The 12,920-nt window shown below is 39.3% G+C and carries 12 protein-coding genes and 1 pseudogene; 7 read left to right on the forward strand and 6 right to left on the reverse strand.

What is annotated here, in order from left to right; translation table 11 throughout:
• Positions 1 to 33: 33 nt before the first annotated feature.
• Positions 34 to 528, reverse strand: a complete 495-nt coding sequence (locus tag UMU13_RS08725) for a dephospho-CoA kinase (RefSeq protein ID WP_328218485.1) — start codon at positions 526 to 528, stop codon at positions 34 to 36.
• Between the two features lie 125 nt (positions 529 to 653).
• Between UMU13_RS08725 and UMU13_RS08730 the strand changes: the two genes are divergently transcribed.
• Positions 654 to 1,166: a nitroreductase family protein gene (locus UMU13_RS08730; RefSeq protein WP_328218486.1), complete on the forward strand. Its 513-nt coding sequence runs from the start codon at positions 654 to 656 to the stop codon at positions 1,164 to 1,166.
• A 2-nt stretch (positions 1,167 to 1,168) separates the two neighbouring features.
• Here the strand turns inward: UMU13_RS08730 and UMU13_RS08735 are convergent, their stop codons facing one another.
• Positions 1,169 to 2,308 carry an MFS transporter gene (locus tag UMU13_RS08735; protein WP_328218487.1) on the reverse strand — a complete coding sequence of 380 codons (1,140 nt, stop codon included), beginning with the start codon at positions 2,306 to 2,308 and terminating at the stop codon, positions 1,169 to 1,171.
• A gap of 194 nt (positions 2,309 to 2,502) precedes the next feature.
• Between UMU13_RS08735 and UMU13_RS08740 the strand changes: the two genes are divergently transcribed.
• Complete coding sequence (locus tag UMU13_RS08740; RefSeq protein ID WP_328218489.1) at positions 2,503 to 3,456, forward strand: YitT family protein; 954 nt, start codon at positions 2,503 to 2,505, stop codon at positions 3,454 to 3,456.
• Positions 3,457 to 3,461: 5 nt separating this feature from the next.
• On the opposite strand, the gene UMU13_RS08745 is transcribed toward UMU13_RS08740, so the two are convergent.
• From UMU13_RS08745 to UMU13_RS08755, 3 genes are all read right to left on the reverse strand, one after another.
• Entirely contained in the window at positions 3,462 to 3,710 is a 249-nt protein-coding gene (locus tag UMU13_RS08745) for a GSU3529 family protein (protein WP_328218490.1), read from the reverse strand.
• Between the two features lie 235 nt (positions 3,711 to 3,945).
• A complete protein-coding gene (locus tag UMU13_RS08750; RefSeq protein ID WP_273267018.1) occupies positions 3,946 to 4,686 on the reverse strand; it encodes a glycerophosphodiester phosphodiesterase family protein in 741 nt (246 codons plus the stop codon).
• A gap of 41 nt (positions 4,687 to 4,727) precedes the next feature.
• Positions 4,728 to 5,993, reverse strand: coding sequence for a coproporphyrinogen III oxidase family protein (locus UMU13_RS08755; RefSeq protein ID WP_328218491.1), 1,266 nt, complete (start codon positions 5,991 to 5,993; stop codon positions 4,728 to 4,730).
• 391 nt (positions 5,994 to 6,384) lie between these two features.
• Between UMU13_RS08755 and UMU13_RS08760 the strand changes: the two are divergent.
• The 3 genes and pseudogenes from UMU13_RS08760 to UMU13_RS08770 form a co-directional block, all read left to right on the forward strand.
• Positions 6,385 to 6,669, forward strand: a pseudogene (locus tag UMU13_RS08760) (ATP-binding cassette domain-containing protein); the annotation flags it as partial.
• A complete protein-coding gene (locus UMU13_RS08765; protein ID WP_328218493.1) occupies positions 6,659 to 7,765 on the forward strand; it encodes a two-component system sensor histidine kinase NtrB in 1,107 nt (368 codons plus the stop codon). The pseudogene UMU13_RS08760 and the gene UMU13_RS08765, both read left to right, overlap by 11 nt.
• Positions 7,746 to 9,083, forward strand: a complete 1,338-nt coding sequence (locus UMU13_RS08770; RefSeq protein WP_328218495.1) for a sigma-54-dependent transcriptional regulator — start codon at positions 7,746 to 7,748, stop codon at positions 9,081 to 9,083. The genes UMU13_RS08765 and UMU13_RS08770 overlap by 20 nt, the downstream gene beginning before the upstream one ends.
• A gap of 109 nt (positions 9,084 to 9,192) precedes the next feature.
• Here the strand turns inward: UMU13_RS08770 and UMU13_RS08775 are convergent, their stop codons facing one another.
• The gene (locus UMU13_RS08775) at positions 9,193 to 9,618 is read right to left on the reverse strand and encodes an RrF2 family transcriptional regulator (RefSeq protein WP_328218497.1); all 426 of its coding nucleotides are present in this window, start codon (positions 9,616 to 9,618) and stop codon (positions 9,193 to 9,195) included.
• Between the two features lie 393 nt (positions 9,619 to 10,011).
• Between UMU13_RS08775 and cooS the strand changes: the two genes are divergently transcribed.
• Both cooS and UMU13_RS08785 read left to right on the forward strand, forming a co-directional pair.
• Positions 10,012 to 11,928: an anaerobic carbon-monoxide dehydrogenase catalytic subunit gene (gene cooS / locus UMU13_RS08780; protein WP_328218499.1), complete on the forward strand. Its 1,917-nt coding sequence runs from the start codon at positions 10,012 to 10,014 to the stop codon at positions 11,926 to 11,928.
• A gap of 16 nt (positions 11,929 to 11,944) precedes the next feature.
• On the forward strand, positions 11,945 to 12,919 hold the full coding sequence (locus UMU13_RS08785) for an ABC transporter substrate-binding protein (RefSeq protein WP_328218501.1): 975 nt from the start codon (positions 11,945 to 11,947) through the stop codon (positions 12,917 to 12,919).
• Position 12,920 lies beyond the last annotated feature (1 nt).

Consider the following 12,920-nt stretch of genomic DNA (forward strand, 5'->3'; position numbering starts at 1 on the left):
AATTGTTCAACAGTCTTTTTTTTGAACCTTACTTTACAGTTTTAAAATATTGGTAATTCTGTTTTCAAGCTCATCCAGAGTGCTGTTATTTTCAATAACAAAATCACATTGATTTCTCAACTGTTCGATTTCTTTTTCTGCCGGGTGGTCTTCTCTGAAATCCAGCCCCAGTTTTTCGGCTCTTTTCCTTCTGATACCTTCTTCGGCATCAACATAGATGGTTGTAAAGCCGGCAGATTTTAAAGTATCAAACTCAATCTGTTTGCGCATGTCATCCGTTACAAAAGAGCAGCCGCTTTGCTTCACCCTTGATGCCAAATCTTTTACAAAGTAATCTTCACCGAAATATTTTCTTATCGATTCCCCCAGATCCTGCATGAATCCGCGGTTCCGGGGAACGCCCAACAACTTATTTATTTGATAAATCTTGTCTATTACTTTACAGAGCTTGGCTCCGTTATGCTTTGATATTATTTCCGCCAGTGTTGATTTTCCTGCGCACTGCTTTCCTGAAATGGCAATATTCATAAAATCCCTCCAAACCTGTCCAATTATAATTGAATTATCCGATTATACAACTAAAGTTTTCTGCTGAGGTTGTTAGATTAAGCTAAATATATTATATTAAAGTAAAAACATGAAGGGGGTAGGAAATGCAGCTGCTTGAAGGGATTTTTAAAAGACGAAGTATAAGAAGTTTTATTAAAGACAAACCTGTGGAAACCGAAAAGATCGAAACACTGTTGAAAGCCGCAATGAGCGCTCCTTCAGCAGGTAATCAACAGCCGTGGCATTTTATAGTAATCGATGAAAGAGAAATCCTGGATGAAATCCCTGAAATACACCCTTACGCCGGCATGAGCACCTCAGCCCCGCTTGCAATACTGGTGTGCGGCGATATATCTCTGGAAAAGCATAAAGGTTTCTGGGTTCAGGACTGTGCCGCATCAATTGAAAATATGCTTCTTGCAACCCAGGAAGTAGACCTGGAAGCTGTTTGGTGTGGAGTTTATCCGAATGAATCGAGAGCGGAAGCTTTTAAAGAAAAATTTAATCTGCCGAAAAGTGTGTATCCGCTTGGCCTGGTAGTAATCGGATACTCTGATAAATCTGGTTTTAAAGTGGACAGATACAGAAAAGACAGAATACACAGTAACAGGTGGTAATATTATTTTGCCACTTCTCTGTCTATCATCTGTACAAAGACGAAAGAGATAAGGCTGAGAGCGCTTCCCATTATGAACGGGATTTTATAATTGTATATCCAAAGTATCCCGCCGAATACAGGCAGGATAACGGCAGCGATATGGTTTATTGTAAATCCGACAGCCATACTCGGTGCAATGTCACCGGGGTCGGCCATTTTTTGGAAAAACGTCCTGATTGCCAGTGCAAAATTGAAAAATATGTGATCCAGTATATACATGATACCCACAAGAATTTTGCTTTCTGAGAACGCATAAACGAGGAAAATTACAATAAGGCTGCCGTACTCCAGAGAAAGCACTTTTCTTTCACCGAACCGGTTTACTGCTTTGCCGATTTGCGGGCTTATAAAAAAGTTTATCAGATTATTAAGTACAAAAAGGGCGGAAACAGTAGTTACACTGTAGTCAAACTTTTTTACAAGCAGAAAGACTGAGAAAGCTACGAAAATCTGTCTTCTGGCACCTGCAAAAAATGTCAGTACATAGAAAAGCCAGTATTTTTTTCTGAAAATCATTTTTTTATGCTGAGCCGGCATGTCTTTTTTGGTGGGGTCCATGAAAATTGTTATAAAACCCAGCAAAGCAACAAATATCCCTGCAAACAGAAAAATGGTTTTGTATGTTAAAAAATTGACCACAAAGAATATAACTATACCTATCCCGATACTTGTAATTGCAGCCAAAGAGCGCAGTTTTCCGAAGACAACAGGAGCTTCGGAAGTGGTAAAGTACTGTAAAGTGAGGGACTGGTTCAGCGTTTCATAGTAATGAAAACCGAAGGACATAAGAATCGTTGTGAAGATAACCCCCTGAAAAGTGGGTAAGAATCCTGTCATACCGATACCCACGCCGAGCAGAATTATTGATAAAGATGCCAGTCTGTGTTCGCTGATAAAGAGTAAAATGTAGATGACCAGAAGTGCTAAAAAACCGGGAACTTCTCTGACAGATTGTATTACACCAATATTGAAACCGTTCAGATGCGCTGTTTCCACAGCGAAGTTGTTGAATATTGTGCGCCATCCCTGCAGACCGGAAAAAGCGGCAATGGTGAGAATCATCAAAAATATATACATTTTTGTGCTTTCTGTTTTGAACATAAGGATATGTTTTTAAACCTATTTTAATTTCGGAGCAACAAAAAAATTGTTTAGAAAGAGAAATGGGGAGATTGGGGGCAGAGAGATGGTGAAGTAGGGAGATAGGGAAGAATAGGCAGGGGCAGAGGAAAACTCTTGAATAAAACATGTTAAAAATATACGTTTACATTCCTATCTATTGCATTGGAGGCGGTATGTTAAGACTCAGAAGCTTTATAGAGCTTTATGGACTTCCCAGGATTATTAATAACCAGATCTGGATTGCAGCGGGTTCGATAATTGCAGCATTGGGTTATGCGTTGTTCCAGGTACCGTTTAATATCGTGGCAGGCGGCATAGGCGGCATAGGTATTATCATTAATCACTTCACCGGTCTTCCGGTGGGGGTTTTGTATTTTGTTCTTAACATACCTTTACTTGTAGTGGGTTTTCGCCATCTGGGGAGGTGGCAGTTTTTATTTTCTACACTTTCATCTGTTATAGTTTTTTCTGTTTTTGCGGATTACTTTGGTTATATACTTCCCGTTACGCTTGAGAAATTTCCCATAACCAATGATCTTCTTCTTAACGCACTTTATGGCGGGATTATTTTTGGTATTGGATCAGGTATAATTTTTCGTTTCGGCGGGACAATAGGCGGTACGAGCATAATCGGCAGGATTATCAATAACAAAACGGGTTTTCCGCTTAGTCAGTCCTATTTTTTCGCTGACGGGTTGATAATATTGACCGCCGGGTTTGTTTTCGGCTGGGAGCTTGCTATGCTTGCTCTGATAACATTGTTTTTTGTAGGATTTGCCAATGATTTTGTTATGGAAGGGGTAAGCCAGGCAAGGACTGTTACCATTATTACTAATAAACCTAATGAACTGAAACATGAAATGATGCATAAACTGCGCAGAGGTATCAGCCAATGGAATGTGACAGGAGGGTATTCCAATAAAGAATATACAATGTTGTTTTGTACGGTGAGCAGATCCCAGGTACAGGATATAAAAACAATTGTAGCGGAAGTCAATCCGGAGGCTTTTCTGGTAATAGGCGTTGCACAGCAGGCAAGAAACGGACACGGCTTTAAGTTGCTTAAGGCCGGGAAGAAGAGCAAGAAAAATATAAATGTTGAGGAAACAGCAGAAGAGACCGGTTAGAAAAATTATTTATAAAGAATACTGTTGATTGTTTTCTTTATATCCTCAGGTGAAGTGGCGTCTTTGCAGCATCCGGCCTCAGCATATGGGTCATAATCGGACACCTGGAATATCAGCGATTCTATCAGATTCTTTTTTGATTCCATAATTTCCGGTTCTTTCATAATTATTTCTATCTCTCTTGCCAAAAAGTCAGGGAAATCCAGATTATTCTGGGAATATTGAAGAGATTCCTTTAGTTTTTCAGCTAACATTATTTTCTCCTTCCTGGTTTATTAAAAATAATTTATAATAATTCTCTGAGTTATCAAGACTGTTTTTTTCAATAAATGAAAGCGTCTGAATTTCCTACTGCCACGCATTCAAATCGTTAATTTAATAATTTTTGTAGTGTGTTCGGTTGACACTTCAACAACCCTGTTAAATCCATCTCATATGGGTTGCCTTTGGCAGCATTTAACAGGGTAAACCTTTACTACCCTAATACCCCTAACCACCTCCCATTGTGAGTGTTTTTTTCATTAGAACCGGCTTGTTTGTGGTGAGGTAGTCCAGCCCTATTTCTTGGTATTTTACAGCGGCTTCAGTGTCATCTACAGTCCATACGTTTGTTTTCAGCCCGGCGCTTTTAGCCAATATTACCATTTGTCTGCATCGATAAAATTCTCCGGAAATCCCCAGTCCGGTTATCCCGTTTTTTACGGCTTCGTTTACTGCGCTCAGGTAATTCATATTCGGATTGCGGTCAAGGTCTATAAGTTTGTAGGTTTTTATTTCATGGAAACTGCTCCATATATTTACCAATACCTCAGGCAGAAAACTGATGATGTTAAGCTTCTTTTTATCAAACGGGAAAATATAAGCTAATTTTTCTTTAAGAGGTTTGATTATTTCTTTTCCGCATTTAATTTCCAGAAAAAGTTCTTTTCCATCTTTTGTTGCTTCAACAATTTCTTCAATCACCGGTATTTTGTCAGATATATTTTCAGAATCTTTTTGAAGAGTGCAGTCAAGATTTCTTAAAAAATTAAAAGAGTATTTGTTTATTTCGTATTCTGCATTTGTTACTCTTTTAGTATTCTCATCGTGGAAGGCCACCACATTTTTATCTGCAGTGAGTCTTATATCAACCTCTACTCCGTCAGCGCCGTCAAGCCAGGCCTGTTTTACAGCTGAAACTGTATTTTCCGGCGCTTTCAGATTCGAACCCCGGTGTGCAATTATTTTCACGATTATCCTCTTTATTTGAACTGTAATAAGTAAAGGTACTTTTATGTTTCAAATACGGAATCCTCGTCTGTTAGTTCTTTTCTCATTGCCGTTCTGACACGGTTCATTCCATCGTAAAATTCGCTCATCATTAGTGAGATGATAAACTCACCCTGTGGTGTCAGACTGTAACCGCCGTTTTTATTTTGTACACATTCGGACAGTTTTAAAAGAGAAAATTCCGGCTCGGGAAAAGCTTTGTTGTTAAGGTTAAAACCGAAAAGATCCACAATCATTCTGTATTGTTTTATAGCATGTTTGCCAAATCTGATATTTTTAACGGCTGAAATTTTGTTATCCTTAATCAATTTGCCGTATTCTTTCAGGGAAAAGGAATTTATATACAGTGTATTGCCGATAAATCCGAAAGCTCCCGAACCCAGCCCGATATATTCGTCGTTATCTATTACGTATTCGTCTATAATATCGCCTGTATCTTTGGAGAACGCCCATTGTGTGCGCTGCTCGTATTTTTTAGTATCCATATTTGTGAGAATAAGCTGAAACAGTTCACTTTCACGCTTATAGCTTTTTGAGCCCTCCCTGTTTTTTATCCCCCAGTCGCTGTTGGAGGAAAACATCAATGGATAGAATGTTATCTGCTGCGAGCCGGTGGAAAGCACTTTGGAGATATCGTTTATAAGTTCCTCTTTTTTCTGATAGGGATAGTTATAAATCATATCTATGTTGACTATCGGAAAATGAGGCATGAGATTTTTAACTTTCTCCAACTGTGATTCTCCGGAGCCGAATTTATCGTACCGGCCTATCAGCTTCAGGTAATCATCGTTAAAAGTCTGAATTCCCACAGAAAGTCTGTCTATTCTATCCACTGTGTTTTCAAGAATCGGTGAGGATACATGGTCGGGGTCACTTTCACAGGATACCTCTTTTATATCAAAAAGTTCTTTTGCATAATCGATGAGCCCGGCAAGTTCAGCAGGTAAAACCGTCGGAGTTCCGCCACCGATGTACATAGCCCCGAAATTATAACCTTTTTCATGAATCAGATGCATTTCTTTTTTTAACAGCCTGAAATAAGTTTCGGCGGTTTTTTGGTCAAAAATAAACTTATGAAATGTACAGTATGTGCAGAAAGAAAAACAAAAAGGAATGTGGAGATATAAAAGCCTCTTTTTATTATCGGGGCATTCGGGAAAATCTGCATTGAATTTCTTTGGTTTCAGATAATAACTGCAGGCACTTTTCATAATTTTTGATGCAAAACGGGCCCGGAAATCCATGCGAATTGTATTGTTGTCAAACAATATTTTCCTCCTCAAAATAACACTAACCAATTATACATTAGTAGATAATATTATTCAAACTTATAGTTTTCAATTATTCAATTAAGCCGGGATGCAGAATATTATTCAACCGTATGTGCAATATTCTTCACGACAGGCGATTATAAATCGAGAGCTTTGAATTATGTAATTTTTAAAGTTTTTGGAAGCCGGACTTTATTTGTAAGCCAACGGGCTGAGTCCCGCATGCTTGATAATACTGAATTTCAAAACAAACTTTGCCCGGCTAATCGCACCCTTTGGCGGACAAGAGCGCTCTTCCTGAATTATTCAAAAGTATTATATTATTACGTTTATGGCATATTTGGTGCTACTAAACAGGAAAAATGCGGAATAAGCGAAGGAATGTCTTGACAAAGTGGGGTTTGAGGGAAAGTATGAAAGACTAACCAATCAGTTGTCGGGCGGTGAACAGCAGCGGGTTGCCGTTGCCAGGGCCTTGGTGAAAAAACCGGAAATCCTTTTTGCCGATGAACCTACGGGCAGCCTGGATGATGAAAACAGCACCGGGATAGCAAACATTTTCAGTCAGCTGAATGAGGAAGGTTATACTGTTGTTATGGTGACACACGACAGCAGTATAGCTGATTTTGCCCGGAGGAAAATTATGATGAAGGACGGACAGATTGTCGCTTGAAAAGTATTATATACCAGGCAGTAAAACCGCAGCTTTAATCTCCATTATTTCCATCTCTGTAATAACCTACCTGCACTTATCCACGCCGGCCGGTTTTCATATAATTCATATAATACACTATTATATGCTCTATCTGGCAGTTATTTACACTGCAATGAAATTCGGGTTTTTGGGAGGTTTGGTTTCAGCATTTATAATCACTGTTTTTTATGCTCCCGGGGTTTATCTTAATCTTTTGGATTTGCAGCATTATCAGGTTAGAAGTTTTGTTGAGATACTTATGATGTATACTTTGGGATTATTTGCCGGATTATATTCCCAAAGAATCTATTTACAGAACAGCAAGTTGAAACAGACCTATGAACAGCTGGAAAAAAGTATTGAAGAAAAGATAAAAATGGAAAAAGAAATCGCCAAATCTGAAAAATTGAGGGTAATGGGGCAGCTATCCGCTGGGATTGCCCATGAAATAAGAAATCCTCTTGCCTCTTTGAAATCCGCGTCAAGAATGCTTAAAGACGGCAGGAATTCACCTCAGATTCTTGATATTATGATTTCGGAAATAGACAGGCTTAACGCTTTTGTGGAAAGGTTTCTGCAATATGCCAATTTCGGGAAAATTGAGAATGAAAAAATAAAAGTCTCTTCTTTTTTTGATGAGCTGACAGAGCTGCTCAAGCTTCTTTGTAAAAGCACTGACGATATAGATTTGAAAATACGGAATTATTTGGCTGAAGAATGTTTTATGGAAGGGGATGTGAATAATCTGAAGCAGGTTTTTCTTAATATTTTTTCTAACAGTGTGGAAGAATTGAAAGGGCAAACGGGCGAGAAAAAACTCCTCTTTGAAGTGGACAGTGACGATGAATATGTGGTTTTTAGAATAAAAGATACGGGGAGTGGAATTCCGGATGAAATAAAAGAAAGGATTTACGAACCTTTTTTTACAACCAAAGAGACAGGCACCGGCCTCGGTCTGACAATAACTGCCAAAATTATAAAAGATCATGACGGCATTTTGCAAATTGAAAATGACAACGGGGCACATTTTACTATAAAATTTAAGAGGGTGAGTGATGAATATACTGCTGATTGAAGATAATGAATCTTTGGCAATGCTTATCAGAATGATGCTTGAGGATGAAGGCTATGAAATCACTTACTGCTCCCGGGGAGACAGTGCTCTTGAAACGTTTGAAAAAGGTAAGTTTGATGTCATAATTACCGACGTTAAGCTGCCCGGGGTCAACGGACATGAAATATTGCACCGTGTTTTATCTGATGATCCGGACGCTTTGGTTATAGTAATAACGGCTTACGGGAATATTTCGGATGCTGTAAAGTCTATAAAAGCCGGTGCTTTTGATTATATCGCAAAGCCTTTTGAAAATGAAGATTTGCTGCACACCGTAAATAAGGCTGCCAGATATAAAGAACTGAAACAGGAAAATACGAACCTGAAGAATTATGTAAGGGACTCTCTCAAACCGCAGATTATAGGAAACAGCAGAAAAATGCAGGAAGTTCTGGATCTTGCGGGAAAAGTGGCAAATACTGAAGCACCCGTGTTACTGCTGGGCGAAAGCGGCACAGGCAAAGAGCTTATTGCCAGAGAAATTCATTTCAGAAGTATGAGAAATAATAATCCTTTTGTTTCAATAAATTGTGCAGCTATCCCTGAAAATTTATTTGAAAATGAGCTGTTTGGTCACAAAAAAGGTGCTTTTACAGGTGCTGACAGAGATAAAAAGGGTAAAATCACCCAGGCCAACAAGGGAACAATATTTCTGGATGAAATAGGGGAGCTGCCTATGGATTCCCTGCAGGCGAAGCTTCTTCGTTTTCTGCAGGAAAAAGAGATAGAACCGGTGGGTTCAAGCAGTGTGGAAAAGGTTGATGTTCGCGTTATTGCAGCAACGAACAGAAACCTTGCTGAAATGGTGCGGAAAAATACATTCAGAGAGGATCTATATTACAGATTAAATGTTTTTCCTTTGGAGATACCGCCTTTAAGAGAGCGGAAAGAGGATCTGCAGAGTTTATGTGAGTTTTTCCTGAAAAAGTACGGTTTTAAAAATGCTGTATTAGACAAAGAAATCCTGCAAAAACTGGCAGCATACAGCTGGCCGGGTAACGTGCGTGAGCTTGACAATATTATTTACAGAATGACGATTCTGTCAAAAAACGGACAGCTGGATCCTTCCGTTATTCCAGGGAGTGAAAGCAATGATATAAGAAGCTGTCTTGACCTTGATCTGCCTGATGACTATTTTGATCTGGTAAATTTCGAAAAAAATATTATTCTCAGATCGCTTGAAAAATTCGACGGGAATAAAACCCAGGTGGCAAAATATCTATGCATTCCAAGACATGTTCTTTTATACAGGCTGGAAAAATACGGGATAAAAGATTGATATTCAAAAGAGCGTTGAACTGTTCGGTAGTGTATTGGTTACCTGTATACTGTTGAATGATTATCATCTCTGCAACGCTAACAAGCTTTGCCCGATGATTCGGGTGAGATTAAATAATAAAATTTACGACTTTTCTGTCATCCTCAAGCATTTTCAGTATATCTTCAAAAGTCATGTTTTTTAAAATATTTGCTATTTCCGAGTTGAGGCTGTTGAATATGGATTTCAAAAGACAGTTCTCATTTTCAATGTATTTCTCACAGTTGAAGATTTCCACATTGCTTTCGGTTATTTTGATGATATCATACATAGATATCTCTTCTACGCTTTTCGAGAGAAAAAATCCTCCCTTTGCTCCCTTCTTTGAATCCACAATGCCCGATGATCTGAGCTCCGACAGCGAAATTTCAAGAAACCTTTTGGGGATACCGTGCTTTTCAGCAATTTTGGATACTTTTACGGCTTCCCCCTTCGGAGAATTAGCCAGCTCAACAATTGCCATTATAGAATAAACTGTTTTGGCAGTAACGTTCATGTTAACCTCTTTTTTTTTGTTAACTACACTAAATTGATGATATTTAATTTTAAAGAAAAAGACAAGCAAAAATTTAAATTTAGGTGGAAAACCATAATAAGCTAACTCAAGTTTCGCACTTGCAACTATTGAGAGCTTTGCACAATGTGCTTTTTTGTGTTTTGGAAGTGGGTAGCACCAGCCGGAGGCTGGTAAATATGTTTAACATTCTATATATTCGCTAGAAGCGAATGCTAGACAAAACTAAGTGCAAAACTTGATAACTAATAATAAAAGAGAACAGCAGAAAGTTTCTTTTTGATTAAAAATCATAAAAATCATGTTTTTACTTGACAATATTTTGCCCCTATATTAAAAAGCCTGAAGTTTGGAACATTTGAAAAGGAGAGTAAGATGACTCTGGACAAGAAAGAGAAGTACCCGGACAAGTATGATGTTAAAGCGAGGACACCCGATTCAGGTGTTCGTATGATGATGGAAAGAATGGAAGAACTTGGTGTTGAAACGGCTTTTGACAGATTTGATGCTCAGAAACCTCTTTGTGGTTTCGGTATAAACGGTACTTGTTGCAAAAATTGCCACATGGGACCATGCCGGATTACAAAAAAGAGCCCAAAAGGTGTATGTGGTGCTGATGCAAATGTCATAGCCGCAAGAAATATTTTGAGATGGGTGGCCGCAGGTGTTTCCGCTCACGGTGCCAGAGGAAGAGAGGTGATGCTGACACTTAAAGCTGTATCGGATGGCAGACTTGATTTGCCAATCTTGGGAAAAGATAAGGTTTTATCAAGTGCAAAAGCTTTTGGTATAGATACAAGCAACAGAAAAATTGAGGATATCGCCGGTGAAATTGCTATGATTTTACTGGATGACTTGTGCAGGACTTTGCCCGGTGAGCATCGGACTCTCAGAGCTCTTGCGCCTGAGGACAGTCTTAAAACCTGGGAAAAACTGGGCATTCTTCCGATAGGAGCTTATCACGAGGTTTTTGAATCTCTGCACCGGACCACCACAGGGACTGACGGAGACTGGAGAAATCTGATGTATCAGATGCTCAGATGCGGTCTTGCTTTTGCATGGACCAGCGTTGCAGGGACGAGTATTGCAATGGACTGTCTCTATGGATCACCTAAACGCAGCAAAATTGAAGTTAATCTGGGAAACATAACTAAAGATACGGTTAATATTGCTGTCCACGGTCATTCTCCTGTTCTTGTGGCGGCAATTGTCAAAGCTTCCAGAAGAGGGGATTTGACTGAAAAAGCGAGAGAAAACGGAGCAAATAAGATACAGCTTTACGGAGTTTGCTGTTCCGGCCACTCTGCTCTTGCTAAATTTAAAGATGTCAAGCCGCTTTCAAGTGCAGTAGGTGCTGAACTGGTTCTGGCAACAGGTGCTATGGATTTGTGGGTCGCTGATGTGCAGGATGTTTTCCCCGGCATCATGGATGTTGCCGCGTGTTTTAATACGAAAGTTATAACGACAAGTGATTCTGCAAGATTGCCCGGTGCTGAGCATTTGGCTTTTGATCATCACCATTCTAATTTGCGGGAAGCTGATAAAATTGCCGAGCGTATTATCTCCTATGCAATCGATAATTTTGGTGAACGACTTGATGGCAAAGTTTACATCCCGCCCGCCCGTATGGAGGCAGAAGTTGGATTTTCAGTTGAAAATATTGCATCTGAATTTGGCAGTATAGATATTTTGTCAGAATATCTGAAAACGGGTCAAATAAAAGGTATTGTAAATCTGGTGGGATGTAATAATCCCAAGATAGTTTATGAAGAAGCGGTTACCGTATTAGCTGAAAAGCTGATAAAAAATGATGTACTGGTACTTACAAATGGATGTGCTGCTTATGCATTGTTAAAATTGGGATATTGCAACACAGAAGGTTTAAAGTGGGCTGGAAATGGTCTCCGTTCTATTCTGGAACCGGTCGGGTTACCGCCTGTCTGGCATATGGGGGAATGTCTTGATAATGCCAGAGCCTCCACGCTGTTCCGCCTGGTTGCGGACTCTTTGGGAGAATCTGTTAGAAACCTTCCTTTCGCTTTTTCAAGCCCTGAGTGGTCAAATGAAAAAGGCGTGGGAGCAGCCCTGGGATTCAGATTAATAGGGGTTAACTCATATCATTGCATAGAACCCCCAATAAGTGGCTCAGAAAAGGTTTCGAATTTTTTTTACAATGAAACCCGGGAAAGTCTGGGTTCTGTGATGGTCGTGGAGAAAGATCCGGTTGTTTTAGCAGAATGTATTCTGAGTGATATTGACTATCGACGAAGCAAATTGTCCTGGAAAATATAAGTGATTGGAGGTTGATATGGATAGAAGGAGTTTTATAAAAAAAGGATTAATATTTACAGGAGCAGCAGCTTTAAGCACTTCGCCGTGGCCTGCACCCTCGATACTCCGGGCTGCTGAGAACAGGAAAGTAAAACTAAAGATTGGATATCTTCCTATTACCGACCATATGCTTATAATGGCCGCCAGTCTGGGAAAATTCCAACATGCGGAGATTGAGCCTGTTAAATTTTCATCATGGCCTGATATTTCGGAAGCAATCAAAGCCGGTGCTATTGATGGTGCTTTTCTCCTTACACCAATTGGCATCACCCTTTACAAAAAAGGTATTCCACTTCAGGCAGTTATGCTGGGACACAGAAACGGCAGTGTGATAACTGTAAAAGTGGGTAAAAGTATAAAAAAAACAGGAGATTTAAGAGGTAAAACAATAGCTATTCCCAGCCCTTTTTCCACTCATAATATACTTTTAAGAAAGATTCTGTTGGAAAATAAAATACCAGTATCATCAGTCCGTATAATTGATATGGCACCCCCGGAGATGCCTGTTGCATTGGCTACGGGTAGAATTGACGGTTACATAGTAGCAGAGCCTTTCGGCGCTCAGGCGGAATTTATGAATGTTGGAGAAATTCTTATGTTATCAAGAGACATTTGGAAAGATCACATCTGCTGTGTTCTTAATATAAATGAATCTGTAATAAAAAATCATCCCGAATCAGTAAGAGAACTTGTGGGTGGAATGGTAAATACGGCCGGATTTATAAAGAATAATCCTAAGAAAGCATCAGAAAAATCCGTGGATTTTCTTGGTCAGAAGCCTAGTGTGGTGGAGCATGTTTTGACCAAGCCGAAAGGCAGACTGACTTTTGATCATTTAAAACCTGAGATTTCGGATTTTGAAGCCACTCAGAACTATATGGTAGAGTTCGGTATTGCCGATAGAAAAGTAAGTTTGAAAAATTATGTGAGTACAGATTTTTTTGAGGGATAAA

The organism is Flexistipes sp., assembly GCF_036172515.1.
In the GTDB taxonomy this organism is placed as follows: Bacteria; Chrysiogenota; Deferribacteres; order Deferribacterales; family Flexistipitaceae; genus Flexistipes.

What these genes read in the sequence shown, in the direction of transcription:
- UMU13_RS08725 (WP_328218485.1), bottom strand. Translation starts at nt 528, where the DNA reads ATGAATATTGCCATTTCAGGAAAGCAGTGCGCAGGAAAATCAACACTG.
- UMU13_RS08730 (WP_328218486.1), top strand. Translation starts at nt 654, where the DNA reads ATGCAGCTGCTTGAAGGGATTTTTAAAAGACGAAGTATAAGAAGTTTT.
- UMU13_RS08735 (WP_328218487.1), bottom strand. Translation starts at nt 2,308, where the DNA reads ATGTTCAAAACAGAAAGCACAAAAATGTATATATTTTTGATGATTCTC.
- UMU13_RS08740 (WP_328218489.1), top strand. Translation starts at nt 2,503, where the DNA reads ATGTTAAGACTCAGAAGCTTTATAGAGCTTTATGGACTTCCCAGGATT.
- UMU13_RS08745 (WP_328218490.1), bottom strand. Translation starts at nt 3,710, where the DNA reads ATGTTAGCTGAAAAACTAAAGGAATCTCTTCAATATTCCCAGAATAAT.
- UMU13_RS08770 (WP_328218495.1), top strand. Translation starts at nt 7,746, where the DNA reads ATGAATATACTGCTGATTGAAGATAATGAATCTTTGGCAATGCTTATC.
- UMU13_RS08775 (WP_328218497.1), bottom strand. Translation starts at nt 9,618, where the DNA reads ATGAACGTTACTGCCAAAACAGTTTATTCTATAATGGCAATTGTTGAG.
- cooS (WP_328218499.1), top strand. Translation starts at nt 10,012, where the DNA reads ATGACTCTGGACAAGAAAGAGAAGTACCCGGACAAGTATGATGTTAAA.
- UMU13_RS08785 (WP_328218501.1), top strand. Translation starts at nt 11,945, where the DNA reads ATGGATAGAAGGAGTTTTATAAAAAAAGGATTAATATTTACAGGAGCA.